General features: G+C 62.6%; 20 protein-coding genes. 7 read left to right on the top strand and 13 right to left on the bottom strand.

Features of this window, described 5'->3' with window-relative positions; translation table 11 throughout:
• Positions 1-11: 11 nt before the first annotated feature.
• Genes HB777_21510 through HB777_21490 form a run of 5 tightly spaced genes read left to right on the top strand, consistent with a single transcriptional unit; the run spans position 12 to position 5,328 of the window.
• Positions 12-389 carry a 4-carboxymuconolactone decarboxylase gene (locus HB777_21510; protein QND66239.1) on the top strand — a complete coding sequence of 126 codons (378 nt, stop codon included), beginning with the start codon at positions 12-14 and terminating at the stop codon, positions 387-389.
• On the top strand, positions 386-1,885 hold the full coding sequence (locus tag HB777_21505; GenBank protein QND66238.1) for an aldehyde dehydrogenase: 1,500 nt from the start codon (positions 386-388) through the stop codon (positions 1,883-1,885). The genes HB777_21510 and HB777_21505 overlap by 4 nt, the downstream gene beginning before the upstream one ends.
• Before the next feature lie 25 nt (positions 1,886-1,910).
• On the top strand, positions 1,911-3,413 hold the full coding sequence (locus HB777_21500; protein QND66237.1) for an aldehyde dehydrogenase family protein: 1,503 nt from the start codon (positions 1,911-1,913) through the stop codon (positions 3,411-3,413).
• Positions 3,414-3,425: 12 nt separating this feature from the next.
• A complete protein-coding gene (locus HB777_21495) occupies positions 3,426-4,340 on the top strand; it encodes an SMP-30/gluconolactonase/LRE family protein (GenBank protein ID QND66236.1) in 915 nt (304 codons plus the stop codon).
• A 58-nt stretch (positions 4,341-4,398) separates the two neighbouring features.
• On the top strand, positions 4,399-5,328 hold the full coding sequence (locus HB777_21490; GenBank protein ID QND66235.1) for a LysR family transcriptional regulator: 930 nt from the start codon (positions 4,399-4,401) through the stop codon (positions 5,326-5,328).
• A gap of 95 nt (positions 5,329-5,423) precedes the next feature.
• Here HB777_21490 and HB777_21485 read toward each other — a convergent pair whose 3' ends face one another.
• The 7 genes from HB777_21485 to HB777_21455 all read right to left on the bottom strand — a co-directional run bounded on the left by HB777_21485 (position 5,424) and on the right by HB777_21455 (position 13,227).
• Complete coding sequence (locus HB777_21485) at positions 5,424-6,902, bottom strand: M81 family metallopeptidase (protein ID QND66234.1); 1,479 nt, start codon at positions 6,900-6,902, stop codon at positions 5,424-5,426.
• Between the two features lie 67 nt (positions 6,903-6,969).
• A complete protein-coding gene (locus tag HB777_21480; GenBank protein ID QND66233.1) occupies positions 6,970-7,929 on the bottom strand; it encodes an ATP-binding cassette domain-containing protein in 960 nt (319 codons plus the stop codon).
• Positions 7,926-8,885 carry an ABC transporter ATP-binding protein gene (locus tag HB777_21475; GenBank protein QND66232.1) on the bottom strand — a complete coding sequence of 320 codons (960 nt, stop codon included), beginning with the start codon at positions 8,883-8,885 and terminating at the stop codon, positions 7,926-7,928. The genes HB777_21480 and HB777_21475 overlap by 4 nt, the downstream gene beginning before the upstream one ends.
• Complete coding sequence (locus HB777_21470) at positions 8,882-9,733, bottom strand: ABC transporter permease (GenBank protein QND66231.1); 852 nt, start codon at positions 9,731-9,733, stop codon at positions 8,882-8,884. Before HB777_21470 ends, HB777_21475 begins: the two co-directional genes overlap by 4 nt.
• Entirely contained in the window at positions 9,730-10,659 is a 930-nt protein-coding gene (locus tag HB777_21465) for an ABC transporter permease (GenBank protein QND66230.1), read from the bottom strand. The genes HB777_21470 and HB777_21465 overlap by 4 nt, the downstream gene beginning before the upstream one ends.
• A gap of 48 nt (positions 10,660-10,707) precedes the next feature.
• The gene (locus tag HB777_21460) at positions 10,708-12,294 is read right to left on the bottom strand and encodes an ABC transporter substrate-binding protein (GenBank protein ID QND66229.1); all 1,587 of its coding nucleotides are present in this window, start codon (positions 12,292-12,294) and stop codon (positions 10,708-10,710) included.
• Positions 12,295-12,342: 48 nt separating this feature from the next.
• Positions 12,343-13,227 (bottom strand): MurR/RpiR family transcriptional regulator, encoded by an 885-nt coding sequence (locus tag HB777_21455; protein QND66228.1) that lies wholly within the window; start codon positions 13,225-13,227, stop codon positions 12,343-12,345.
• 213 nt (positions 13,228-13,440) lie between these two features.
• Between HB777_21455 and HB777_21450 the strand changes: the two genes are divergently transcribed.
• Positions 13,441-14,565: an FAD-binding oxidoreductase gene (locus HB777_21450; protein QND66227.1), complete on the top strand. Its 1,125-nt coding sequence runs from the start codon at positions 13,441-13,443 to the stop codon at positions 14,563-14,565.
• Positions 14,566-14,895: 330 nt separating this feature from the next.
• Positions 14,896-16,458: a GMC family oxidoreductase gene (locus tag HB777_21445; GenBank protein ID QND66226.1), complete on the top strand. Its 1,563-nt coding sequence runs from the start codon at positions 14,896-14,898 to the stop codon at positions 16,456-16,458.
• A gap of 180 nt (positions 16,459-16,638) precedes the next feature.
• On the opposite strand, the gene HB777_21440 is transcribed toward HB777_21445, so the two are convergent.
• The 6 genes from HB777_21440 to HB777_21415 form a co-directional block, all read right to left on the bottom strand.
• Entirely contained in the window at positions 16,639-18,165 is a 1,527-nt protein-coding gene (locus tag HB777_21440) for an aldehyde dehydrogenase (protein QND66225.1), read from the bottom strand.
• Complete coding sequence (locus tag HB777_21435) at positions 18,165-18,971, bottom strand: creatininase family protein (protein QND66224.1); 807 nt, start codon at positions 18,969-18,971, stop codon at positions 18,165-18,167. Before HB777_21435 ends, HB777_21440 begins: the two co-directional genes overlap by 1 nt.
• Positions 18,968-19,942 carry an ABC transporter permease gene (locus tag HB777_21430; GenBank protein ID QND66223.1) on the bottom strand — a complete coding sequence of 325 codons (975 nt, stop codon included), beginning with the start codon at positions 19,940-19,942 and terminating at the stop codon, positions 18,968-18,970. Before HB777_21430 ends, HB777_21435 begins: the two co-directional genes overlap by 4 nt.
• A 10-nt stretch (positions 19,943-19,952) precedes the next feature.
• Complete coding sequence (locus HB777_21425) at positions 19,953-20,975, bottom strand: Gfo/Idh/MocA family oxidoreductase (GenBank protein ID QND66222.1); 1,023 nt, start codon at positions 20,973-20,975, stop codon at positions 19,953-19,955.
• On the bottom strand, positions 20,972-23,530 hold the full coding sequence (locus HB777_21420) for an ATP-binding cassette domain-containing protein (GenBank protein QND66221.1): 2,559 nt from the start codon (positions 23,528-23,530) through the stop codon (positions 20,972-20,974). The genes HB777_21425 and HB777_21420 overlap by 4 nt, the downstream gene beginning before the upstream one ends.
• A gap of 116 nt (positions 23,531-23,646) precedes the next feature.
• Complete coding sequence (locus tag HB777_21415; GenBank protein QND66220.1) at positions 23,647-24,666, bottom strand: substrate-binding domain-containing protein; 1,020 nt, start codon at positions 24,664-24,666, stop codon at positions 23,647-23,649.
• Positions 24,667-24,763: the final 97 nt, after the last annotated feature.

Genomic DNA, 24,763 nt, shown 5'->3' with positions numbered 1-24,763 from the left:
AGGACCATCCGATGAGCAAAGACGTGTTCGACAAGGGTTTTGAAATCCGCAAATCGGTTCTGGGCGCCGAATTCGTCGAGAAATCCTTCGCCAGCGCCGACGATTTCAATCGTCCGCTGCAGGAGCTCGTGACGGAATATTGCTGGGGCGCTGTCTGGGGCCGTGACACGCTCGACAAGAAGACCCGCAGCATGCTGAACCTCGCCATGCTTTCCGCGCTCAATCGTCCGCACGAGCTGAAGATGCATGTGAAGGGCGCGCTGACCAACGGTGTGACCAAAGACGAAATCCGCGAAGTTCTTCTACAGGTCGTGATCTATGCCGGCGTGCCCGCAGGTGTCGATTCCTTCCGAGTGGCGCGCGAAGCCATGCAGGAAGTCGGAGCATGACAACCCGTCCGCCGCTGGCCACGGAAAAGCTCTCGATGCTGATCGGCGGCCGCTCGGCGGCCGCGCAGTCGGGGGACTATTTCGAATCCTTCGATCCCTTCACCGGCAAGGCCTGGGCGCTCGTTCCGCGCGCCGGCGTAGCCGATGTCGATGCGGCCGTTCAGGCAGCCGCCGCCGCGTTCCGCGGCGAGTGGCGGACGATGACCCCAAGCGCGCGTGGGCAGATCATGACGCGCTTTGCCGATCTCGTGGCGGAGGAGGCAGAAAACCTGGCCGTTCTCGAAACCCGCGACAACGGCAAGCTGATCAATGAAATGCGGATGCAGTGCAAATACATTCCGCAATGGTTCCGCTTCTTTGGCGGCCTTGCCGACAAGATCGAGGGGCGTGTGATCCCGATCGACAAGCCGGGCGTGTTCAACTACACGCGCCGCGAGCCGCTCGGGGTCGTGGCCGCGATCACGCCGTGGAACTCGCCCTTGATGCTGGCGACGTGGAAGCTTGCCCCGGCGCTCGCGGCCGGCAACACGATCGTCTGGAAGCCGTCGGAATTCTCCTCGGTGTCGGCATTGTTCTTCGGCCGGCTTTTCGAGAAGGCGGGCTTTCCCAAGGGCGTCGTCAACATCGTCACCGGCTTCGGCCATGAAATCGGCGACCGCCTCGTCACGCATCCCGATGTCGCGAAAGTGGCGTTCACCGGTGGTGATGCAACCGGCCGTCGCGTCTATCAGGCTGCCGCCGGCGGGCTCAAGAAGGTCACGCTCGAACTCGGCGGTAAATCCGCCAACATCGTTTTCGCCGACGCCAAGATGGATGCCGCCATCCCCGGCCTCGTTTCCGGTATCTTCGCCGCGACCGGGCAGACCTGCATCGCTGGCTCGCGCGCGCTTGTGCAGCGCTCCGTCTACGACCAGGTGACGGAGAAGCTGGTCGCCTTCGCAAAGACCGCGAGGATTGGCGATCCGCTCGATCCCGAGACCCAGGTTGGTCCGATCACCACTTTGCCGCAGCGCGCGAAAGTGCTCGACTACATCAGTATCGCCAACGGTGAGGGCGCCGCGCAACTGCTCGGCGGCAAGATACCCGAGGACAAATCGATTGCCGACGGCTGGTTCGTGGAACCGACGATCTTCGGTAACGTGAAGCAGTCCATGCGCATCGCCCAGGAAGAGGTCTTCGGACCGGTGCTGTCGGTCATTCCCTTCGAGGATGAGGACGAGGCGGTGGCCATCGCCAACGACACCATCTACGGGCTCGCGGCCGGGATGTGGACGCAGGACCTCGGCCGCGCAATCCGCCTGCCCGAGCGGCTCGAGGCCGGCAGCGTGTGGGTCAACATGTACCGCGCCACCAGCTATCTCTCGCCTTTCGGCGGCTACAAGCAGTCGGGCATCGGCCGGGAGAACGGCCAGACCGCCATCTACGAATATCTTCAGGAAAAGAGCATCTGGATCGATGCCGGGAATTCCATTCCCGCGCCGTTCGTCCAGCGCTGATCGAAGAGACCGTTCGGAGGAAATCATGAACATACGTTTCGATGCCGTGCCGCCACTCGATCCCAAGGTGGCGGCGTTCGTCGGCGGCAAGCATGCGATGCTGATCGGCGGCGCATGGCTGCCGGCGGCCTCCGGACAGTCGCTCGACGTCATCGATCCCTCGAACGGCCGGGTCATCGCGCGGGTGCCAGCCGGCGATGGCGCCGATGTCGATCTGGCGGTCAGGGCCGCGCGAACGGCGATCGATGGTCCTTGGTCGAAAATGGTGCCAGCCGAGCGCGCCAGGCTGATCTGGAAACTCGCCGATCTGATCGACGCCAATGTCGATATGCTGGCAACGCTCAATTCCTATGAGAGCGGCAAGCCGATCGGCGATTCCCGCAACGGCGAGGTGCCGTTCACGGCCGAGACGTTCCGCTACTATGCGGGGTGGGCCACCAAGATCAATGGCGAGACGATGACCGTCAACGCGCCGGGTGACTGGCACGCCTACACCCGCCGCGAGCCGGTCGGCGTCGTCGGCCAGATCATCCCTTGGAATTTCCCGCTCAGCATGCTCGCCTGGAAGGTGGCGCCGGCACTGGCGGCCGGCTGCACCATCGTGCTCAAGCCGGCCGAGCAGACGCCCCTCGGAGCACTCTACTTCGGCAAGCTGGTCCAGGACGCCGGCTTTCCGGAAGGTGTGGTCAACATCCTGACCGGCTTTGGCGAAACGGTTGGCGCGGCGATGGCGGCCCATCCCGATATCGACAAGGTGGCGTTCACCGGTTCGACCGAAGTCGGCCGGTTGATCGCGCGCGCCGCGACCGGCAATCTCAAGAAGGTCAGCCTCGAGCTTGGCGGCAAGGCGCCAACCATCGTGCTGGGCGATGCCGATATCGACATGGCGGTGGCCGGCGCCTCGAGCGCGGCATTCTTCAATGCCGGCCAGAGCTGCGGCGCGGGAACGCGTTTCTTCGTTCACAAGACAATCTACGACAAGGTCATGTCCGGCATTGCCGGGCGCGCCGAGGCGCTGAAGCTAGGCGCCGGGCTTGATCCTGCGACCGAGCTCGGACCTGTCGTCTCTCAGCAGCAGATGGAACGCATCACCAGGCTGATCTCGGAAGGCAGGAACGACGGTGCTGAAATCGTCACCGGTGGCGCGCGCGCCGGCGACGTTGGCTATTTCGTCAAGCCGACGGTCATTTCCAGGACGCGGCCGGACATGTCGGTGATCCGCGAAGAGATATTCGGGCCGGTGGCTTGCGCGATGCCCTTCGACGACGAGGACCTGGACAAACTCGCCAAGGATGCCAACGACACGGAATATGGCCTCGCCGCATCGATCTGGACCAACAATCTGGGCGCCGCGCATCGGCTGGCCGCGAAGATCAAATCCGGCACGGTCTGGGTGAACTGCCACAACTTCAATGACGTCACCATGCCGTTCGGCGGTTTCAAGCAATCGGGCTGGGGGCGCGAACTTGGCGAGCAGGCGCTCCAGCTCTACACCGAGACCAAGACCGTCGCGATCCGGCTGCCATAGGTGAGACGGTCGATGTCCTGCTACGAGACGATCGACGCGCGGTTCGGGGATCTGATCGATCCGGTCGCATTCCTCGAAACCATCCATACGGGAAATCGCTGGGCGGAGGGGCCGGTCTATTTCGCCGACCTCCGCTCGCTGATCTGGAGCGATATTCCCAACGACCGGATGCTGCGCTGGGACGAGGAGACAGGGGCGGTTTCGCTTTTCCGCGGCCATGTCTCCAACCCCAACGGCAATACACGCGACCGCAATGGAAGGCTGGTCACCTGCATGCAGGGGGAGCGTCGCGTCGTGCGCACCGAATGGGACGGCGCGATCACCGTGCTGGCCTCCTCTTTCGATGGCAAGCCGTTGAACTCGCCGAACGATGTGGTCGTGAAGTCCGACGGCAGCATCTGGTTCACCGACCCAAATTACGGGATCATTTCGGACTATGTCGGGCGCAAGGGCCTGCAGGAGCAACCGGGCTGCCGCGTCTACAGGATCGATCCCGGCTCGGGAGCAATCACCGTCGTTGCCGATGATTTCTCCATGCCGAACGGGCTCGCCTTCTCGCCCGACGAGAAGCGCCTTTATATTTCGGACTCCGGCTTCCTCACCGACCGCAGCGCCCCGCATCACGTCAGGCAGTTTGACGTTGATGGCGACAGGTTGGTAAATTCCCGCATCTTCGCCGACATATCGCCTGGCATTCCGGATGGTTTTCGCGTTGATGTTACGGGCAATCTCTGGATCAGCGCATGGGATGGCGTACAGTGCCATACGCCCGAAGGTGAGCTCATCGGGAAAATTCAGGTGCCGGAAATGGTTGCGAACCTGGCCTTTGGTGGGCCGCGCAACAATCGGCTGTTCATCACGGCGACAACGTCGGTCTATGCCGTGTTCCTGAATGTCCGAGGCCAGAAGTACCCGTTCGGCATGTGACACGGACACCACTGGGTCAGGCTGGAAGCTCTGCAGCAGCGGACGGTTGGGGTGAGAGTTGGACACGAAGCAGCTACAGGTATTCATCGCCGTCGGTGCGGCCGGCAGCTTCTCGAAGGCCGCGCTGGACCTCAACGTCACCCAGCCGATGGTCACGCGCCATATTCGCGGGCTGGAGGAGGAGCTTGGCGTCGAGCTGTTCTATCGCAACGGCCGCGGTGTCGTGCTGACCGAGGCGGGCGTGCTTCTGAAGGCCCATGCCGACGAGATCGTCGAGCGGATGCGGCTGGCGCAGAATGCGGTCTCGAACCTCAAATCCTCGCCGAAGGGGAGGTTGGTTCTGGCCGTGCCGCCTTCGGTCGGCACCGTTCTGACGGTGCCGCTGGTCAAGAAGATCAAGAACGAGTTTCCCAATGTCGCGTTGCAGGTGATCGAAGGCTTCAGCGGCCATATCCTGGAATGGCTGATTGCCGGCCGCATCGATGCCGCCGTGCTCTACAATTCGCCGAACCATCCGTCCGTGCTGACCGAACCGCTGGCCGATGACGAGCTGTTTCTGATCGGACCGGTCTTGTCCGAGCGCGTGCTGCCGCGCGGGCCGGTCGGCCTCAACATCTTCGCCGAGCTGCCGATGATCCTGCCCAGCCGCCCGCACGGGCTGCGGCGGCTTATCGACAACACCCTGGCGGAGCATGGCATCTATCCCCGTGTCGAGATGGAGCTGGAGGCAATGCCTTCAACCTTGCTTCTGGTCGAGGAGGGCACTGGCTATACGGTTCTGCCCTATGCTTCCGTCCATCTCCTTGTTGAGGCTGGCCGCATCGAGGTCTGGCCATTCGACCCGCCGATTACCCGACAGCTGATCCTCGCGACCTCGTCGCAGCGACCCATGTCCTCGAACTTTCGCCCACTCTTCCGTGCGGTGCGCACGGAACTGCGGGACATCATTTCCACCCACATCTGGAAACCGACAACTTATCCTGAATGAGTGTGCGAAAAGAATGCATGGCTCCAAGTTGGCTGGCGTTTGCGCGCGGGAAAGCGCTTCCTTGATCAGGTAAGCTCAGCCTCCTGTTGGTGCCGTCATTCCCGATCGAGTGGAAAGATCGGCCGCGGTACATTCCGGTACGGCATCCGTTCGTAGTGAGGCGTGCAAAGCGCGCCACTGTCGCAGACGATGATCTTGCCGGCAATCGGCGCGAATGCGGCACGGAAGTGCTGCATGGATTTCAATGCGACCACCCGCTTTGCCGCCGGGTCGATGCCGAATGCCCTGAACTGTTGGAGATCGAGCATCTGCTGGGCGATGGTCACGACCAGGATTTCGATGCCGTCGACGCGCAGCACCGCGCTCCTCCCGAAATTACCGGGGAGTCCGCCGATCATCGGCCCGTCGCCGACGAAGTGGCCATCGCTCAGCGCCACGATTTCGGCATTGAGCTTAAGCGGACCGCCGCCGAAGCGGGCGTCGGTCTTGCCGCCGAGCGCGATCTCGACGCGTTCGCCAACGGCCGACCCATGCAAGGCCGCCGCAGCCTCGCCATCGACCATCGGACCGAAGCAGGCGTCGGTCACGCCTGCTTCGAGCAGGGCCTTCAGCAGACTGGTCGCGTCGCCATAGCCGCCACCGCCGGGATTGTCGGCATAATCGGCGATGACAAGTGGGCCATCGTCTGACTTGTGTGCCACAGCGACGGCTGCCGCCGTTTCGACGCTGATATACGCGTTCAGCACCTCGTGGCGTCTCTCCCAGATATCGTCGGCGATCGTTTCGGCGAACGCCTGGTGCGCATCGAAATCGCCTTGGCCGGTGACCAGAACGGTCGGCCCGATCTCGGCGATATCGGCGCTGGCGAAGCCGCCATTGATGCTGACGGCAAACACGTCGGCTTGTGCTTCGTAGGTCCGCGCGGATGCGAGCCGTTCGAGCATCGGACCGATGTCGGTGCGCCCGCCATTGACCTCCTCGAGCATGGGTCGCCTGGCGCTGATCGTGCGCGGCTTGATCTCGCCGGCCATCGTGCGCTGCAGGATTTCGCCGGCCTGCCGGCCGATCTCACGCATGTCGACGTGAGGATAGGTCTTGAAGGCGACGATGATATCGGCGAGCTCGCACATCCGCCGGCTGACATTGGCGTGCGGGTCAAGCGTAATGGCAATCGGCACGGCCTGGCCGACCACGGCACGCAGGCGTTGAAGCAGTTCGCCTTCGCCGTCCTCGCAAACGTCGGGGACCATGGCGCCGTGCAGTCCAAGCAGGATCCCGTCGAAATCTCCAACTTTAGCGGAAGCGATCAATGGTTCGCATAACCAGTCGAACGCAGCGCGTGTGACCCTGCCGCTTGGACCCGCGGCGGAACTCAGCACATGCTCGACCTGCCAGCCATGAGCACGTCCCACATCGAGGAAACCGGCAAGCTCGGTGTTGGCGTCGCGCCGCTGGGCGATGGCTTCCGCTCCCGCCAGAAAATAGCGGTCGCGAAACGCCTGCTCGTCGGTCGGATGACGGCTGAACGTGTTGGTCTCGTGGTAGATTTCCGCGGTCAGGACTTTGAAGGTCATAAGTTGCTCCAGGGATGCATGGGTTCGGGCGCGGCAACCGCAAAGGGGCGGCAATTCGGCGCGTGGATCAGTCCGGATGGTGGCAGGCTACGGCGTGGCCTCCTCCGGAAGCGGCCAGGAGCGGCGTCTCCACCCGGCAACGTTCGCTCGCCCTTGGGCAGCGCGCCGCGAAGGTGCAGCCCGGCCCAAGATCGAAGGGGCTCGGCACCTCTCCGACCAGGGGCTCGATCCGGCGGCGCAGCTTCGGATCGGGCTGGAACGTGCTGTCGAGCAGCGTTCTGGTATAGGGATGGCGCGCCGGCGCGTCGGTATCGGGCAATGCCTCGACGACGCGGCCGAGATACATCACCAGCACTTCGTCGCAGAAATACTTTACCAGCGCGAGGTCATGGGAAATGAACAGGTAGGTCAGGCTCATCTCTTCCTGCAGCCGTTCGAGCAGGCCAACGATCTGGGCCTGGATCGAGACGTCCAGCGAGGCCGTCGGTTCGTCCAGCACCAGAAGCGCGGGCTTCAGCGCAAGCGCACGGGCGATGCCGATGCGCTGCTTCTGGCCGCCCGACAGCTGATGCGGGTAGCTCGATGCTGTCTGAGGGTTGAGCCCGACCATGGTCAGCAAGCCGCTGATCATGTCGGATCTCGCGGCTGACGAAAGGCGTACCCCCTGGATCTGGAACGGCTCCATCACCGCGTCGGCAACGGTGTAGCGAGGGTCGATCGCCGAATAGGGGTCCTGGAACACCATCTGCATGCGGGCGCGCAGACGGCGCATCTCGCGCGGGCGCTGCTTCAGCAAATCCAGCCCATCGAAACGGACCGCACCGCTCGATGGCTCGATCAGGCGCAGGATGAGGCGTGCGAGCGTGGATTTTCCACAGCCAGATTCACCGACGACGCCGACAACCCGGCCCTTCGTCATCCGGAACGACACGTCGTTGACCGCGTACATCGAGCGGGCCGCGCCGAACAGGCCGCGCTTGCTGCTGTATCGTTTGGACAGGCTGCTGACTTCCAGGAACGCACTCATCCGACCGCTCCTGCAAAATGGCATGCGGCAGCGCCATCACGGCTGGCTATGAAAGGTGGCGACACGGCAGCGCAGATTGCCTCGGCACGCGGGCAACGCGGATGAAAGCGGCAACCCTGCGGATAGTGGGCGACGCTTGGGACGGTACCCTCGATACCCTTCAAGCGCTGTGCACCCGCCAATCCGCGCGGGATGCAGCCGATCAGTGCCTTTGTATAGGGATGGCGCGGATCATCGAAAATCGCCGCGACCGTTCCGTATTCGACCGCGGTCCCGGCATACATCACAACGACCTTGTCGCAGGCTTGGGCAACAACGCTCATATCGTGGGTAATCAGCACCATGCTTAGACCCCGGTCGCGGATCAGGTCGCTCAACAATCGGATGATCTGCGCCTGGACGGTGACGTCCAGCGCTGTGGTCGGTTCATCGGCGATCAGCAGGTCAGGGTCGGCGGCAAGCGCCATGGCGATGACGATGCGCTGCTTCATGCCGCCGGACAATTGGTGGGGGTAAAGGTGATAGATGGAAGCCGGTTCCGGAATCCGCAGTTCGCCAAGCAGTTCGACGGTGCGGTTGCGTGCGGCGGATTTGTCCAGGCCAAGATGCAGCCGTGCCACGACATCGATCTGCGGTCCGACCTTTTTCAGAGGGTCGAGCGACGTCATCGGATTCTGCGTGATCAGGCCAATGCGGCCACCACGCAGTTTCCGGTAGGCCGGTTCAGGCAAAGTGGTCAAATCGCCGCCGTCAAAGACCACCGAGCCGCCGGTGATGCGCCCGCCGATCAGCGGCAGCAGCCCCATGATGGCCATGGCGGTCAACGATTTTCCCGATCCGGATTCGCCAACCAGTCCCAGCGTCTCACCTTTTTTGAGCGAAAAAGATACGCTGGACAATGGCGTGAGTGCGCCGATCGCAACGCGCAGAGCTTCTACTTTCAGGATCGTGCTCATGTTCCGCGCAGCCGTTCGCGGATGTCGAGTGCCCGGATCAACGCATCACCGAACAGGTTGATGGCAATCACGGTTGCGGCAACGACGAGGCCGGGAAAGATGATGACCCAAGGTGCCAGGAAAAGCTGCGCGGTGCCGCTGCTCATCATGGCACCCCAGCTTGGCGTGGGTGGCTGCGCGCCAAGGCCGAAGAAGCCGAGCGTCGCCTCCAGGATGATGCCGTCGCCGATGGCGAGCATGCCGACCACGATGACTGGCGCAACGGCGTTAGGCAGCAGGTGGCGCGACAGGATGTGGGCGGGCGTGGCACCCAGGTTGATGGTTGCCTCAATGAACGTCTCGCGCTTCAGCTGGACGATTTGCGCCCGGGTCAGCCGGGTGAATTGCGCCAGGTAGGCGACGGCTATGGCGAACATCGTGCTGGACAGGCCGGGGCCGATGATCGCCACCAGCATGAGCGCGATCAGGATGTCGGGAAACGACCATGTCAGATCGACGACCGTCATCACGGCGCGTTCGAAGAGGCCACCGAAATAGCCGGCGGCGGCGCCGAGCGCCATCCCCACGATCATCGAGAAACCGATGGCTGTTGCGCTGACCGACAGCGAGGTGCGTGCGCCGTACATGACGCGCGAGAGGACATCGCGGCCGAATTCATCGGTGCCCATCAGATGCGGCCAACCCGGCGCGGCGTTGCTGTTGGCCAGATCCTGGATGGTGACATCGAAGGGCGTGATCCATGGCGCGGTCAGCGCGACCACCAGGAGGATCAGGATATAGCCGCCCGAAAACAGGCCGAGCGGCGTGGTGAAGGCGCGACCGACGCCGGATTGAGCCAATGCGTTCATGTGGTGGCTTCCCTGACACGGGGGTCCAGTGCGGCCTGGGCGACGTCGCCGATCAGCGTTCCGAGCATCACGGCAAGTGCCAGCATGAGCAGGCATCCCTGCACGACGGGATAATCGCGCTGACCGAGCGCACGGATAAGCAGGCTGCCGAGGCCGGGCCGGCCGAAAACGAATTCGACGGTGACCGCGCCGCCGAGGATCCAGCCAATGCGCAGGGCCAGGATCGTGACGACCGGCAGAAAGGCGTGCGGCAGCAGATGGCGAAACAGGATGGTCGAGCGGGACAGCCCCTTCGCGTGCAAAAGCGTGACAAAATCCTGGCGTGCGATCTCGACCAGCGCCACGCGGGTGACACGGGCCACCAGCGCGACGCCGCCGAAACCGATCGTGAGGACCGGAAGGACAAGAGCCGTCCAGGTCTTGGCGCCGGAGACCGGAAACCAGCCGAGCGTCACCGAAAACAGCAGGATCATCAGCAGCGCCAGCCAGAAGCTGGGCACCGTCGAACCGAGCAGGATGAAAGCCTTGACCACCTGTTCCACGATCGGGTTCTTGGCAACCGCGGAGACGGTGCCGGCGATCATGCCGACGATCGAAGAGAAGGCGAAGGCCAGGGCGCCAAGTGTCAGGCTGTAGGGCAGGTTCTGCCGGATCAGGGCCGAAACCGGGCGGCGCAGTACGATTGCCTCGCCGAAATCTCCGCTCAGGATGCTCCTGATCCACAGCAGGTATTGCTCGACCAGCGTCCGGTCGAGCCCGTATTTCACGGTCATTGCGAGCCGGTCCTCCGGAGACGAGCCGACGCGCATGAGGTTGTCGATCGGATCACCGGGCAGGAGATGAACGACCAGGAAGATTACGACCGAAATCGACAGGGACACCGGAATGAGCATCAGCAGACGTTGCAGCGTGTATTTGATGATCATCCCGGCTCCTCCGGTGCTTCACTGTTGGTCAAGCGCCGGTAGCGCTGGTTACTGCAGGACCTGCATGTCCATGATGGTCTGCGACCGGAAACGCGGGCCGCGCACCTTTTCTGGAACGCTCACCGTCTTGGGGTTGAAGGCGATATTGGTTGCCGGCTGGTAGATCGGCACGAACAGGAACTGGGACAGAAGATATTCGTGATAGGTCCTGAAATTCGCGATCCGCTCGGCCGAAGTCTTCGAGTTGGTCATGGCGGTCTTGTTCAGTTCGTCGGATTTGGCGTCTTTCCACATCGAGATGTTCGGGTAGCCGAGCCGCGCGCCGCTGAAGAACCAGTCGAGGATGTCGGCGTTGTTCCAGTCGTAGCCGCGCACGGCGAGCTGATGGTTGTTCTTCTTGTACTCGTCGCGGATCGTGCTGGAATCGAGCACGGTGATCTCGGCATCCATGCCGATATCCTTGAGCTGCGCCTGCACGACCTGGGTAAGCCGCTTGAACTCCGTATCGTTTTGCGTGAAGAGCTTGACCTTCAGCGGTTGGCCGTCCTTGGCGCGCACGCCGTCGTCGGCCCTTTTCCATCCGGCTTCGTCGAGCAGCGCATTGGCCTTGGCCAGGTCGAAACTGACGTCGAGGCCGGGCTTGACCTGGGATTCAGGAAGCGAGCTGATCAGGAAGTTGTGTGCTTCCTGGCCGACGCCGGCATAGACGCTGTCGAGGATGGCCTTCTGGTTGATCGCCAAGGCTGTGGCCTGGCGGACCTTGATGTCGGTGAATGGTGCCACGGACGTATTGATCGGCATGTAATTGATGCCGGTTCCAGGCATGGTGATGATGGTGGCGGCCTTTTCGCTCTTGATGATAGACAGGAAATCGGTGGGCACGCCAAGCAGCACGTCGACGCCGCCTGTCTTCAATTCGAGGAATGCGGTCGACTGATCGGGAATCTCACGGAAGGTGATCTTGGCGATCTTCGCCGCGCCCTGGTTGACCGACAAGTCCGAATCCCAAGCGTAATCGTCATTGCGGACCAAGACTGTCTCAAGCCCTATCGAGAAGCTTTCCAGCTTGAATGGTCCCGTGCCGACAGCGGTGGTCACGCCGTAGTCCTTACCCAGCGCCTTGTAGGATTTGGGGCTGGGCACGCCCATGAAGGAGCTGGCGAGGTTGTACAGCATGTTCGGCTCCGGCCGCTTCATGACGAATTTGACGGTCAACGGATCGACGACCACGACCTTGTCGATTGCCTCGACCATGAAGGCATTTTCCGTGCCGGCAAAAGTCGGGATCCAGGCTGCGATCGTCTCGGCGTTGAATGGCTCGCCGTCATGGAATTTGACGTCGGGATGCAGCTTGAACTCCCAGGTCATGCCGTCAGGGCTTTCCTGCCATGACGTGGCCAGATGCGGGTGGAACGACTGGTCGGCATCCTGCTCGATCAGCCGGTCGTAGATGAGCGACGTCGCCGAATTGAGGTTGCTGGAGGTGACCGGATTGTACGAGGTCGCGCCGAGTTCACCGGCAGGAAGCGCGAATGTCGCTTCCTGGGCCATCGCCGTCGACGGCAGGCTCGTCATGAAAAGTCCGGCGGACAGAAGCGCCGAGCCTGAGAGAAATGCCTTGGTCATGGTACGCATGTCATTGTTCCCTTTTGTTTTGGTTGTTGGGCCGCGGTAGGTCTCGGATTAGTCCCCCATCGAGGGCCCGGTCGGGTCGCCGACATATCCAGTGAAGCGGCTGTAGAGGCGCGATACCTCATTCATGCGCTGCTCCACCTCGGGGCCAAGCTCGATGAACACGCCGTTGACGAGCAGGTTTGTCAGGCTCGCCATCTGGGCGGTCGATTCCCAGAACAGATTGAATTCCGTCGGGACCACGAACATCTCGTCGACCAGTTCGCGACCCCAGTCACAGAAGGCGTCGGTGATCAGGGTGGTCGGTATGCCGAGCCCTCGCGCCTCCTGCGCCAGCAGGCGTGCCATGCGCGAGTAGCGCTTGGCCTCGAAGAGAACGAGGCAGGACTGCTTGGTGTCGGAGGCCAGAAGTTCGCTGAAATTGCCGCCGGCCAGATCGAGAAGATGGACGCGGTCGCGCAGATACTGCAACTGATTGACGAAGGTCTGTGCAACGCCGCGCTCGGTCTGGAAACCGGAGACGAAGATGGCGGGTGTCGTGGCAAGGCGCTTGACGACACGCTTCCATTCCGGCGTGTGGGCAAGTTCATAGACGGCAACCAGGCCTGCTATTTCGAGCTGCAGCCCGCGTGCCAGCTGGTCTTCTCCGGCAAGCGTTCGGCGCTGCAAATCGCGCAGCCGATCGCTGATCAGCCACGGCCGGTCGCCCAGATCCTGTTTGAGATGATCCTTCAGATCCTTGAAGCTGGTGTAGCCGATGGAGCGGCAGAACCGTCCGACGGTCGGTTCGCTGACCTCCACCTTGCTCGCAATGCTGCCGGCGGTCTCAAAGGCCAGACTGTTCAGCTGGGCGAGCATGAAACTCGCAATCGCCTTGTCTGCCTTGGACGCGCTGCCCAGGCAATCCGACAGCCTTTGGCGAACCGAACCGATCATGCGCAATTCTCCTCCGCCGACTACAAAGTTATAAATCTTACATGGTGTCAACATATTTTTGTTTTCTTGCATTTCTACTGGAACTGCACTCTTGTGCGCCGGCGGCGACAGAGCGCCGGATCGAACCGCCAGAACAAACGCGGATAGTGGAGGATCGTCCGTCCAGCGTGCTGCGGCACCTGGATAGAGACGCAAGCCAAAGGCCAGGCCGTCATGGACTACGACTATCTTGTCATCGGCGCGGGCATCTCGGGCTCAGCCGCCGCCTATGAACTCGCAGCCTTGGGGACAGTCGCGCTCATCGAGGCCGAATCGACGCCCGGCTATCACAGTACCGGAAGGTCGGCCGCGCTCTTCACACCCAACTATGGCGTCGCCACGGTCCGACGCATCAACAAGACAAGCCAGGCTTTCTTCCTGAACCCGCCAGCTGAATTCTGTGACGGGCCGCTTCTGACCCAACGCGGCATGTTGACGGTGGCAGCTCACGGCGAGGAAGACCTGCTGGCGCCGATCCTCGATCTGTCGACGGACGGATACGAAATCCGGAAACTGGATGCGGCTGGCACTCTCTCCTTGGCACCGTTGCTTCGCCGCGAACGCGTCGCGGCGTCGGCCTTTGAACGCGACGTCATGGACATCGATGTCGCCTCCCTCCACCAGGGTTTCCTGCGCGGCATCAGGCAGCGCGGCGGGCTCGTCCTTTGCGGCAAGCGCATCACGAAACTGGATCGCCGCGACGGCCTCTGGAAAGCCTCAGCTGGAGATTTCTCGGTGAAAGGGCGAATTGTCGTCAACGCGGCAGGTGCCTGGGCTGGAGAGATCGGCGACATGGCCGGCGCTGGCCCGATCGGGCTGGTGGCGAAGCGGCGCACCGCAATCATCGTCGACGGACCTCCGGGGCTGGACATCGCCAAAATGCCTGCCGTCGACTACGTTGCCGCCGATGCCTACATCAAGCCGGACGCCGGCAGGATCATGGCATCACCGGGGGACCAGACGCCGATCGAACCGCAGGATATCCAGCCTGACGAATGGGACGTGGCAGTGCTGGTCGATTGGCTGCAGCGCGAGACGCTGGCAACCGTCAGCCATATTGCAAAGCGCTGGGCGGGTCTGCGCTCCTTCGTAGCCGACCAGGCGCCCGTGCTGGGCTACGACGCCGCAGCGCCCGACTTCTTCTGGCTTGCAGGCCAGGGCGGTTATGGAATCATGATGGCCCCGGCCCTTGGCCGTGCCGCAGCCGACCTGATTGTTTCGGGACGCCTGCCTGCAGACCTGCTCGCGAATGGACTATCCGAGAGGGATCTTTCGCCGGCGCGTTTGGCCCAGCCGTAGTCGGCTTCCTGGTTCAGGTTCGATCCGGCGGTCATGAGTTGACCGGTAGAACCCGCTTGGAACGAATTTTGATGCGAGGGTTCCATGGGTTCGGCGGTGCGTCGATCTCCCCAAGGATGGACACAGAAAAGGAGCATTTCCGAAAGGTTCATATACGAAATCATATTTACATATAAAACAAATCATGGTGATCTTGCCGTCGTGCAATGGCGGCTAAGGTAGTCGGTTCCGGCGTCCGTCGCTGACCCTGAATGCCGGCAGATAATGGTGACATCAACATGATGTCGCGGTCGAGCCAGCCGTGCATTGGTCGAATCCGGGGAGTGCGGCATGCCGTTTGATGTCATCGTTGTCGGAGCCGGCGCAGCCGGGGCTGTTCTTGCCGCCCGGCTAACCGAAGATGCGGCCACGACCGTGCTTTTGCTGGAAGCGGGGCCGGACTACCGGAGCGGCGAGCAACCTTCTGAGATGGCGAGTCCAAATCCCTTCAACCTGCTGCTTCCCGATCGTTTTCAGCAACAATACATGTATTCCGACCTGATGGCTCGCCGCACGAAGCGGCAGGAGCATCGGGTCTACTGGCGCGGCAAGGGGCTTGGTGGCTCGACTTCCGTCAATGGGCAAATTGCCATTCGCGGCGTGCTCCATGCCTTCGACCGCTGGGAGGAAATCGGATGCAAGGGCTGGTCGGGAGCCGACGTGCTGCCCTTCTTCTGCCGCCTGGAGGATGACCCGATCGCGGCCAATTTTCACGGCAGCAATGGCCCGATTCCGATCTACCGCGCGCCCGTCGAAAGCTGGGGAAATGTCGACAAGGCCATGCGCCAAAGCGCGATGGCTCTCGGCCATCCCTGGCATGACGATCTCAATGCTCCGGATGCCGAAGGGGCTTGCACCTACCCGATCAACAGTCGAGACAGCAAGCGCGTGTCGGTCAATGACGGCTATCTGGAAGCTGCCCGTGACCGGCCGAACCTCACCATCATCGGCCAGGCGACGGTGGACAAGGTGCTTTTCGATGGCAAGACGGCGATCGGCGTTTTGGCCATCGTGGACGGTCAGGTTCGCAAATTCGAGGCGCCGCTGGTCATCCTCTCGGCCGGCGCCATCCACTCTCCGGTCATCCTGCAACGCTCCGGCATCGGTCCGGCGGCTCTCTTGAACCGAAAGGACATCGAGGTGCTTGCCGACCTGCCGGTCGGCGAAGGGTTCTTCGACCATCCCTATTGCCGCATCGAACTGAAGCTGAAGCCCGAATTCAAGGCGACCGATGTCGACGCGCGGCATACCAACTGCTGTGTGCGGATGAGTTCCGGCGTGCCGGGTGCCGAGCGTGACGACATTCTCTACGTCGCCATGAACCATGGCGGTATCGGCGTGGAATCCGACAGCGCCCAGTTCGGCGAGGCCATGGTCAATTTGATCCTGATGGAAGCCAAGAGCCGCGGCACCGTGCAGTTGCGCTCCGCCAATCCCTTCGACCAGCCGATCGTGGAAGAGAACATGCTGGACGATCCAATGGATCTTCAGCGCATGCGTATCGCCTATCGCCATCTTGGCGAGATTGCCCGGCAGGCGCCGATCCAGGCGATCGCCGAGCGTATCCTGCTGGGGGATTCCGATCTGCCTTTGTCATGGCTCGAAACGGCAAGCGACGAAGAGGTCGACAATTTCCTGCTGGCGCAGTCTTCCGATGCACAGCATGGGATCGGCGGCTGTTGCATGGGACGACCCGGCGAGGCCGTGGTCGATCCGGAATGTCGGGTCTACGGTTTTGAAGGGCTGCGGGTGATCGACGCGTCGATCATGCCGCTCGATTGCCAGGCAAACACCAATCTCACCTCGATCATGATTGGTGAGAAAATGGCCGACAGCCTGCGCCGGTCCATCTGACATCTCGCTGCCGAACGGCATACGGTCGCGAGGACAGGCCCGCGCACAAGAGCATGATGCCGAAAAGTGCGAAGCGGTTTTCGGACGACATCATGCTCTATCTCTTTGAGTTAGAGGCGGATTCAGATTTCAGGTCGATTCGACCTGAAATCATCCGGCTCTAGGCGCGGGCCGTGGACATCAGCGGGTGATATCCACAGTAATCGTCTTCAGGTCGCACATTTCCATCAGCGTGTGCCGACCCCCGGTGCGACCGAGGCCGCTCTGCGTCCCAGCGGCGCCGCCGGCAGGGATGTGCGGCTCCCAATAGCAGCTCATCTCGTTGATGTTGACGATGCCGACCTTCAGGCTTTCAGCATAGGCAAAAGCATTCTTGATGGTGCTGGTGAAGACCGCGGCCGACAGGCCGTAAGGGCTGGACGCCGCAAGTTCCATCGCCTCCTCGTCGGTCTCGAAGGTCAGCACAGGTGCGATCGGCCCGAAGGACTCCTCGACATTGAGCAGGCTTTCCCGGGTCAGTCCTGTGACGATCGACGGCTCGAAATAGAGATTGGTGGCAAAACCCGGCGCCACATTGCCGCCGGTGACGATATCGGCGCCACGCGCGCGCGCGTCCGCGATGTGGCTGAGCACCTTGTCGACGGCCACCGCATTGTTGATCGGACCCATCGTGGTCGCGGGATCGAAAGGGTCGCCCATTTTTACCTTCGACGCCGCCTTCACGAGACCTTCGATGAAACGGTCATGGATGGATTTGTGCACCAGCACGCGTTCGGTGGCCGTGCAGATCTGCCCGGCATTGGCAAAGCAGCCGGCTCCCACCTGAGCGGCGGCCATGTCGATATCGGCGTCGGCCAGGACGATGGTCGGACCGTTGCCGCCCATTTCGAGCAGAAGCGGCTTGCCCGCGCCACGCCGGGCGATCGTCGCGCCGGTGGCGGAACTGCCGGTGAAGCCGATGGCATGGGTGCCCGGATGAACGACCGCCTCGTCGCCCACCTCGGCACCGTCACCCAGAACGAGATTGATGACGCCATCCGGCAGGCCCGCCTCGATGAAGCATTCGACAAGCGCCGTCGCAATCAGCGACGTCGTCGGCGCCGGCACCCAGACGACGGTGTTGCCTGTTGCGACGGCCGGTCCGAGATAATAGAGGCAGGGCAGGGCGAGCGGGAAATTCCAGGGCGTGATGATGGCAAAGACTCCCTTCGGCTGCAGGAAGCTGAAGGCGCGCTTGTTGACATCGGCCAACGGAAACGCCGCCGTCTCCAGCCACTTCATCTGCTCTGCCGCATTGCGGAAACCGAGAGCTGCCGCGGCGGCCTCGCCCTTCGCTTCGCTGTGGAACGGCTTTCCCTGCTCCAGGCAAAGCAGGCGTGCCAATTCTTCCGCGCGCTTGTCGATCGCATCGGCAATGCGCAAGCACAATTGCGCGCGCGCAAAAGTTCCCATCTTGCGCATGGCCTCGCGTGCGCCTTCGGCGGCTTTCACCGCACGACCGACATCGGCGCGGGTGGAAAGCGAGAGGTAGCCGAGATGCTCGCCCGTCGAAGGGCTATCGATTTTCAGGAATTTGCCGGAGCTGCCGGCAATCCACTCACCGCCGATGCGGTTGATGCCGATGCGGGCGGCTGCTTCCGGCTCCGAGACGATCGCCATGCCGCGCAGGTTGGGGCCTTCGAGAGAAGATTTGAAATGGACTGTCATCATGCGTTCCTTTGGCCGAATTCGGATTGGATGTTCAAAATGGCGGCGCGGCTGCGCTCCACGGCTGCGATGAAAAGTTTGCCGCCGGCCTCCGCGCTCGCCTGCGATGGCGTGCCGATGACGCCGTTGTCGCGGATGGCTTCGAAACGGCGCCAAACGGTGACGGCCGGCGCGGCGTAAAGGTGAGGATCCGGCCAGGATGGCGGGGTGCCGCCTGGCGGGATGAGATCGCGGCGAACGCTGTCGCCAAGCACATGCATCATCAAGGACGTTTCAAGCGCGCAAGCGTGACCTGTGCCCGTGGCGATGTCGGGTAGAGCCTCTGCGGCCACGTCGGCGATGAGATCGAAATACGAGAAACCCGCCGTGACGATGCCGCGCTGGCCAAGGGTGGTGATCGCCACCTGGATGGCGGCGCGGTTTCCGCCGTGGCCGTTCAGCATGACCGGCAGGAAGCCGTCTTCGGCAAGGCAGGTGCAGAGATCGACGAGCACGGCGATGAAGGTCTGCGGGCTGAGGCTCATCGTGCCGGAGAAGGAACGATGATGCTCGGACGAACCATAGGCGAAAGGTTCGGCGACACGGATGGAGGCTTGCCCTTCCGCCGCGGCGAGCGCAACCGCTTCCGCAAGCCAGCAATCGACGCCGAGCGGCAGATGCGGGCCATGTTGTTCCACAGCGCCGAGCGGCAGGATGACGACAGGTTTGTTCACGCCAGCCGTCGCCTGTCTTTCCGTATCCGGCGAGGTCATCAACGCAAAGCTGGACCCGGGCGGGATCGGCAAGGCCGGAACTGGCTCGCTCATCGTGCGGCCTCGACAAGCCGGGCCTTGGCGTAGGTCATGCCGGAATCGGCCAGAAGAGCGACCATGATGATTGCACCCTTGTAGAGTTCGAGGCTGGAAGGGTCCGTGCCGAACACCCGAAGCGCCGTCGTCAGCAGGCTGACGATCAGAGCGCCGACGACCGCCCCCCACACCGTTCCCCTGCCGCCGAAAATACTGGTGCCGCCAAGCACGGCCGCGGCGATCGCATCCAGAAGCAGCGAGGTGCCGCCGATATTGGGCGTCACGACCGGCACCCGGCTGATCATGATCACAGCCGTCAGGAAGACGAAGATGCTGGAGGCACAATAGACGAGGATCGTGTGTTTCCTCACCGGGATGCCGGCAAGTTCCGCGGCTCCGGCATCCGACCCGAGCGCATAGGTACGCAGCCCGAAACGGCTATGCCGCATCAGGATTGCTGCGACGGCGATGATCAGCAGCGTTGCGAAGATGACGTTGGGGATGCCGAAGCTGCGCTCGATGCCGACGGCGCGAAGCGTCGGATCCTTCAGCATCAGGACGCCTTTGGAGGCAACGGCAAGCGTTGCGCCCTGCAGCGCGACCATTGTGGCCAGCGTCGTCACGAAGGGTGGTATTTTCAACAGTGCGATAACGGCGCCGTTTGCGAGGCCGATCACCACCATCACGGCAAGGCCGACAAGAAGGGCAAGCGGCAGGCCGGCGCCACCATCGATCAGGCTGGCGATGAAGACGGCACAGAAGGCGACGCCGACGCCGGCGGACAGATCGATGCCCGCCGTCAGCAGAACGATCAGGGCACCCAGCGCCAGGATGGCGATCGGGGTCGCCTGTGCGACGATGTTGATGAGGCTGGCAGTCGAAACGATGCGGGCGTCGATAAGCGCGAAGATCGCCAGCAGGGTGACCAGCAGGATCAACGGCGAGAGATCGAGAAAGTGCCTGCACCAGATGTTCTGTTGGCGGGTCATGACGGTTCTCTCATCGGATGTGCCAGTCTTCGACCGGTTCGCGCAGGCCTGATCTGACGCTGCGCAGGATTGCATCGTTGACGGCGACGGCGCGCAGGGCATCGTCGACCGGCATCACGAAGGGGGTGTCGTCGCGAACCGCCGAAATGAAATGGTGGACCTCCTCGAAGAGATCCCCGGTGATACGGCCATTGACGGTTGGCCAGTGCAGGGCGTCGGGTTGCGACCACTGTCCCCGCGACAGGATGCGCAGACCGTGGTCGCGCACGTCGAGGTCGATCATGCCCTCGGTGCCGATGATTTCCGTGCGCGCCCAGATGCCGGTCGGAACGGTCGGTGGCAGCGTCCAGCCGAAGTAGAGCTGTCCGCTCATTCCGTTCGACAGCTCGACGGTGGAGAAGATCGCATCTTCGGATCGAACCCCGAGCGAAGGCATGAGCTTGGCGACCGGGCGGGAGTAGACGGCGATGATGTCCGAACCCGAGATCCATTGCAGCGCATCCACGTCGTGCACGCCGAGGTAGAAGCAGACGCTCGACTTTCCTTTCATGCGAAGACCGACTTCGCGATTGGTGAAACGGCCGCTGCTGCCGTGGATCGGCTCGCCGATCCGCCCGGATTTTACCGCTGCCGCGGCTTCGCAATAGCGCGGGTCGAACCGCAGGATGTGGCCGACCAACAGGCGTGCGCCGTTCCTCTCCGCCGCCTTCGCAATCGCCTTGGCAGCGGAAAGATCATGAGCCATCGGTTTTTCGAGCAGCACCGGCTTTCCGGCATCGAGCAGCGTGCGGCAGACGTCTTCATGCAGCGTGTCGGGCGCGGCCACGATATAGGCGTCGGCTGCATTGGCAGTCAGCGCGGCGGCGGCATCGCGGAAGTGCCGGGCACCGAAATCGGACGCGGCCTTGCTTCCCGTGGCGGCATTTGGATCAACGAATGCCGACAGTTCCGCGACAGGGCTGGCGGCAACCACCTGCGCATGCAGGAGGCCCATGTAGCCGGCGCCGACAATTGCGATCCTCAGTTTGCTCAAAGGGCTCTCCCTACAGGCATGGTGCAAGGCTGGATGTTGGCCGGGGCCGTGCTGGCGGGTGGCGCGATCTTGCGATCACCGAAGGCGTGCGTCATCACATCTTCTTCCGTCGCCCCTCGCGCCAGCGTGCAGACAGAATGGCCTTCGCGCATGACGACGATGCGGTCGGCAACGCCGAGAACCTCGGGCAACTCGCTCGACACCATGAGGATCGCCGCGCCCTCGGCCTTCAATTTCGCGATCAGGTGATGGAGTTCGGACTTTGCTCCAACGTCGACGCCGCGCGTCGGCTCGTCGAGCAGGATGATCTTCGGCCTGGTGGCAAGCCATTTGCCGATGACGACCTTCTGCTGATTGCCGCCCGAAAGCTCGATGGTCATCTTGTCGGGCTGGGCCGGCCGCACGCCGAGTGAGCCGATGAGATCGCTGGCGAGTGCCAGGATGCGGCGAGGTCTCAGCAGGCCGAAGTAACTGTTGTCGCGGATCCAGGCGAGAGACAGGTTGTCTCTGATCGACATCGTGCCGACGAAGCCTTCCAGGTGCCGGTCTTCCGGTATGTAGACGATGCCGGCGCGATTGGCGGCCTTGGTATCCCCGCCGGCCTGCTGCGCGCCGAAAATTGTGATCGTGCCGCCATGCATTGTCTCGAGGCCGGCAATCAGCCTGAGCACCTCGGAGCGGCCGCTGCCCATCAGGCCGGCGAGCGCGACGATCTCGCCCCTGCGCACGCTGAGCGTGGCCGACTTCAAGAGCTTGCCGTTGGAGATGTTGCTGATTTCGATGGCGGTTTCGCCGATCTTTGTTTCGAGATAGGGGAAGATGTCGCCGACATCGCGCCCGACCATCATCGAGACGATCTCGGCCTCGTTGGTCTGGCGGGTCTGCCGCTCGCCGATGAAGCGCCCGTCACGCAGAACGACCACGCGGTCGCACTGGCTGAAGATCTCTTCCATCTTGTGGGAGATGTAGAGGATGCCGGCGCCGCGGGCTCTCAGTCTGTCGATCAGGTCGTAGAGTTGGTCGCGTTCGCGATTGGAGAGCGCGCTGGTGGGCTCGTCCATGATGAAGAACCAGGCATCGGACAAAACGGCACGGGCAATTTCCACCATCTGCTGGCGCCCGACGGAAAGCGTTCGCAGCTCCGCGGCAATGTCGATATCGAGCGACAGCTCGTCCATGATGGCTTTCGCATCGCGCCGCATCCGGGCCCGGTCGAGAAATCCCAGACGGGTGTGCGGTTCGCGGCCGATGAAAAGATTCTCCGCCACCGTCAGGTCCGGCGAAAGGCTGAAATGCTGATGGATGACGCTGATACCCTTGGCGTCGCTGGGGGAGTGGAACTGGACGGCATCGCCGTCGATGACGATCTCTCCCTCGTCCGGGCGATGCAGACCGGAGATGCACTTCACCAGCGTTGATTTCCCCGCCCCGTTCTCGCCTGCAAGTCCCACCACCTCGCCAGCCGAGATGGCAAAGCTGACACCGTCGAGTGCCTTGACGCCCGGAAAAGACTTGCCGACGCCGCGCAACGCGATGCTGTGTTTGCCGACCGGTGTCGCGGCACTGTTGCGAGGTGAGGGGATGGACTTGCGGCCACTTGTCTTGAACAGGGCGGCAACACTCTCCGGCTGGCTGGTGAGAACAGCCACCAGAATGAGGCTGGCGGTCACGAAATAGATCAGGATCTGCGGCACCTGCAGGAAGGACAGGCCGGTGTTGATGACGCCCAGCAGCAGCGCCCCGATTGCCGTTCCCCAGATGGAGCCCTGGCCGCCGGACAGTTTCGTGCCGCCGATGATCGCGGCTGTGATGGCTGTAAATTCAAGGCCGGTGCCGGCAAGCGGCTGTGCCGAACCAAGGCGGCCGATGGTGAGGATCGCGCCGAGCCCGGCTGTCGCACCGGCAATCAGGTAGACGGAGATGCGCACGAGGTCGACGGGAACCAGGGAGGCTCGCGCCGCTCCCGCATTGCCGCCGATCGCATAGATCCAGCGCCCGTACACCGTGCGATTGAGCACGAACCACCAGAGGCCCAGGCAGATGGCGGCGATGATGACGGAGACCGGCAGGAGGCCGATTGTCTCGCGTCCCGCGAAAAGCAGGACCGGATCGGCGACCGCGATGCTGGATGCGCCGGAGAGACTGAGCGCCAGGCCGCGCGCAAACGCCATGGTGGCGAGCGTCGCGATGAAGGGGGAGATGCCGGCAAAGCCGATCAGCGCTCCATTGAGCAGACCGATCGCGGCACCGCCACCGATCGCGGCGAGAAGGCTCAGGCTCGCCGAGCCGGTTGCCGTGTAGGCAAGGCCCGCGGCGATGCCGGAACAGGCAAGGTTGCTGCCAACGGAAATGTCGATGCCGCGCGCGATGATCACGGCCGTCATGGCAAAAGAGATGAGGGCGATGACCGCACTCTGCTGCGCGATGCTGACAAGATTGCCGGTCGACAGAAAGCGCGGATCGATCCAGCCGAAGACGGCGATGGCGACCAGCAGCACCGCGATGAGAACCGGTTCGTTGCGCCGCGGAAACGGAGAGGTCCAGGACTGGAACATGGGTCGGTCCTCTTATCGAGCATCATGCGCGGTCACCGCGGAAGCGGCGACGGCGATCGTCAGGAAAAGGGGACGCCGGATGATACGTCATCCGGCGCTTGAGCCGCTTTAGGCTGTTACTTTGCCAGGGTCATGGCGGTCGCCGGAACCTTGGGACCGAGTTGTTCGGTATAGTTCTTGGCTTCCACCGCCTCTTTGTCGGTGTTGATGTATTCGAAGGTGAGGCCATCCGCCTTGAGCTTCGCCGCCGTCGCATCCGAGGTCACGAAATAGGTCGGCATGAAGAGATCCTGCGGCAGCTTTTCTCCCTTGGCCAGGCGAGCGGCAACGGCGATGTTCCAGTAGCCGACACGATAGGCGCCGGTCAGCACGTCCATCACCATCTTGCCGTCGTCGATCAGCGGCTTCATCTCGGCGTCGCCGTCATAGCCGCCGTAGAGCAGCTGGGTTCCCATCGAGCTGGCAACGGAATCGGCTGCCAGGCAAAGGCTGTCGGAGATGCAGCCGATGGCCTTCAGATCCGGATAGGTGGTGAGCCATGTCTGGGCGGCATTCGTTGCCTTGGCTGCGTCCCAGCCGGTCGGCTCGATACCGACGACCTTGATGTCCGGAAACTCCTTTTTCAGGGTTTCGACAAAGCCCTTTTCGCGCGTGTCGGACACGAAGTTGCCGCGCGAACCGACGAGCAGAGCGACTTCGCCCTTGCCGCCAAGCGACTTGCCGAGTGCGCGGGCAACCATCGACATGTTGTCGTAGTCCGGATAGAGCGTCGAGTAGTTCGAGCCGGCCTCGACCTTGTTGCCCATGGTGATCACCGGAATGCCGGCAGCAGTGGCTTTCTGGATGACCGGAATGACCGCATTCTTGTCGATCGGATCGATCAGGATCGCGCTGACACCCTGATTGATGAAATTCTCGATGATGCTGACCTGTTTTTCCAGACTGCCCTCGGCGCTCTGCCAGGTGGATTTCACCCCATAGTCGGCAGCAGCCACGTCGCCCGCTTCCTTCATGCGGACGAAGAAGGAGTTTTGCAGGTCGATTGCCGCGAGCCCCAGAACCTTTTCCGCGGCAAGCGAGGGCGTCGCGATGGCGAGTGCGAGCAGAGCAACAGATGCTTTCAAGGAAATGCGCATGTTTCAGTTCTCCTCTTGTTGCGACAGGGCGATTCTTCGCCTCTTTTTCATGTCCCGCACGACGACCGTCCCAGCGACAGCCATTCCGGCGGTATTC

Origin of the sequence: Mesorhizobium loti (assembly GCA_014189435.1) — a bacterium.
Lineage (GTDB): Bacteria > Pseudomonadota > Alphaproteobacteria > Rhizobiales > Rhizobiaceae > Mesorhizobium > Mesorhizobium loti_G.
Note: the sequence above shows the minus strand (reverse complement) of the source record. Positions and strands in the feature narration are given on the sequence as shown.

Bases quoted from the DNA above. Each gene is read 5' to 3' on its own strand.
- HB777_21455 (QND66228.1), bottom strand. From the start codon at position 13,227: ATGATCGGTTCGGTTCGCCAAAGGCTGTCGGATTGCCTGGGCAGCGCG.
- HB777_21415 (QND66220.1), bottom strand. From the start codon at position 24,666: ATGCGCATTTCCTTGAAAGCATCTGTTGCTCTGCTCGCACTCGCCATC.
- HB777_21475 (QND66232.1), bottom strand. From the start codon at position 8,885: ATGAGCACGATCCTGAAAGTAGAAGCTCTGCGCGTTGCGATCGGCGCA.
- HB777_21420 (QND66221.1), bottom strand. From the start codon at position 23,530: ATGTTCCAGTCCTGGACCTCTCCGTTTCCGCGGCGCAACGAACCGGTT.
- HB777_21500 (QND66237.1), top strand. From the start codon at position 1,911: ATGAACATACGTTTCGATGCCGTGCCGCCACTCGATCCCAAGGTGGCG.
- HB777_21430 (QND66223.1), bottom strand. From the start codon at position 19,942: ATGACCCGCCAACAGAACATCTGGTGCAGGCACTTTCTCGATCTCTCG.
- HB777_21505 (QND66238.1), top strand. From the start codon at position 386: ATGACAACCCGTCCGCCGCTGGCCACGGAAAAGCTCTCGATGCTGATC.
- HB777_21480 (QND66233.1), bottom strand. From the start codon at position 7,929: ATGAGTGCGTTCCTGGAAGTCAGCAGCCTGTCCAAACGATACAGCAGC.
- HB777_21470 (QND66231.1), bottom strand. From the start codon at position 9,733: ATGAACGCATTGGCTCAATCCGGCGTCGGTCGCGCCTTCACCACGCCG.
- HB777_21460 (QND66229.1), bottom strand. From the start codon at position 12,294: ATGCGTACCATGACCAAGGCATTTCTCTCAGGCTCGGCGCTTCTGTCC.
- HB777_21440 (QND66225.1), bottom strand. From the start codon at position 18,165: ATGACAGTCCATTTCAAATCTTCTCTCGAAGGCCCCAACCTGCGCGGC.
- HB777_21445 (QND66226.1), top strand. From the start codon at position 14,896: ATGCCGTTTGATGTCATCGTTGTCGGAGCCGGCGCAGCCGGGGCTGTT.
- HB777_21465 (QND66230.1), bottom strand. From the start codon at position 10,659: ATGATCATCAAATACACGCTGCAACGTCTGCTGATGCTCATTCCGGTG.
- HB777_21435 (QND66224.1), bottom strand. From the start codon at position 18,971: ATGAGCGAGCCAGTTCCGGCCTTGCCGATCCCGCCCGGGTCCAGCTTT.
- HB777_21450 (QND66227.1), top strand. From the start codon at position 13,441: ATGGACTACGACTATCTTGTCATCGGCGCGGGCATCTCGGGCTCAGCC.
- HB777_21485 (QND66234.1), bottom strand. From the start codon at position 6,902: ATGACCTTCAAAGTCCTGACCGCGGAAATCTACCACGAGACCAACACG.
- HB777_21510 (QND66239.1), top strand. From the start codon at position 12: ATGAGCAAAGACGTGTTCGACAAGGGTTTTGAAATCCGCAAATCGGTT.
- HB777_21495 (QND66236.1), top strand. From the start codon at position 3,426: ATGTCCTGCTACGAGACGATCGACGCGCGGTTCGGGGATCTGATCGAT.